The following is a 419-nucleotide window of genomic DNA, read 5'->3' as shown; positions in this document are numbered from 1 at the left end:
CATCAGCAGCAGGTGGCTGAGCTGGGCGAACAGATGCCCCAGACGTTCATGGCAAATCAACAACGCTTTGCCGAGGGGCTGCCGGTCAGCCAGCAGAACCGCGAGGGCTATGACAGCCTGGCCGCTGGCCATGTGGCGAATCAGTCCCTGTGGGTTGAGGCGGCCCCGGTCAGCAGGTGGCGCCTGGTCGGGTTCACCAACCCGCCGCGCTTTGACAAGGCTTGGCTGGCTGACCAGTGGCAAGAGGGCATCCTCATTGGTAAGGGGGTCGCCGCTCAAGCCTGGCACCACGGCAAGCCGCTGATAGAGGGCTGGCGTGATGGCTGGGATGAGGCCATGTTGCCCTCCTGGGGCAAGACGCCACCACCAGAACCACCCAAGCCCCCCATCCGCCCCGATAAGCGGGTGCTGCGGCTGGC

At 65.6% G+C, this 419-nt stretch carries 1 pseudogene; it reads left to right on the top strand.

Features of this window, described 5'->3' with window-relative positions:
- Nucleotides 1-48 precede the first annotated feature (48 nt).
- Nucleotides 49-419 (top strand): annotated as a pseudogene (locus tag ACW5W8_RS23885) (hypothetical protein); the annotation flags it as partial.

The organism is Aeromonas aquatilis (assembly GCF_054052405.1).
This window is presented reverse-complemented; position numbering and strand designations above follow the sequence as displayed.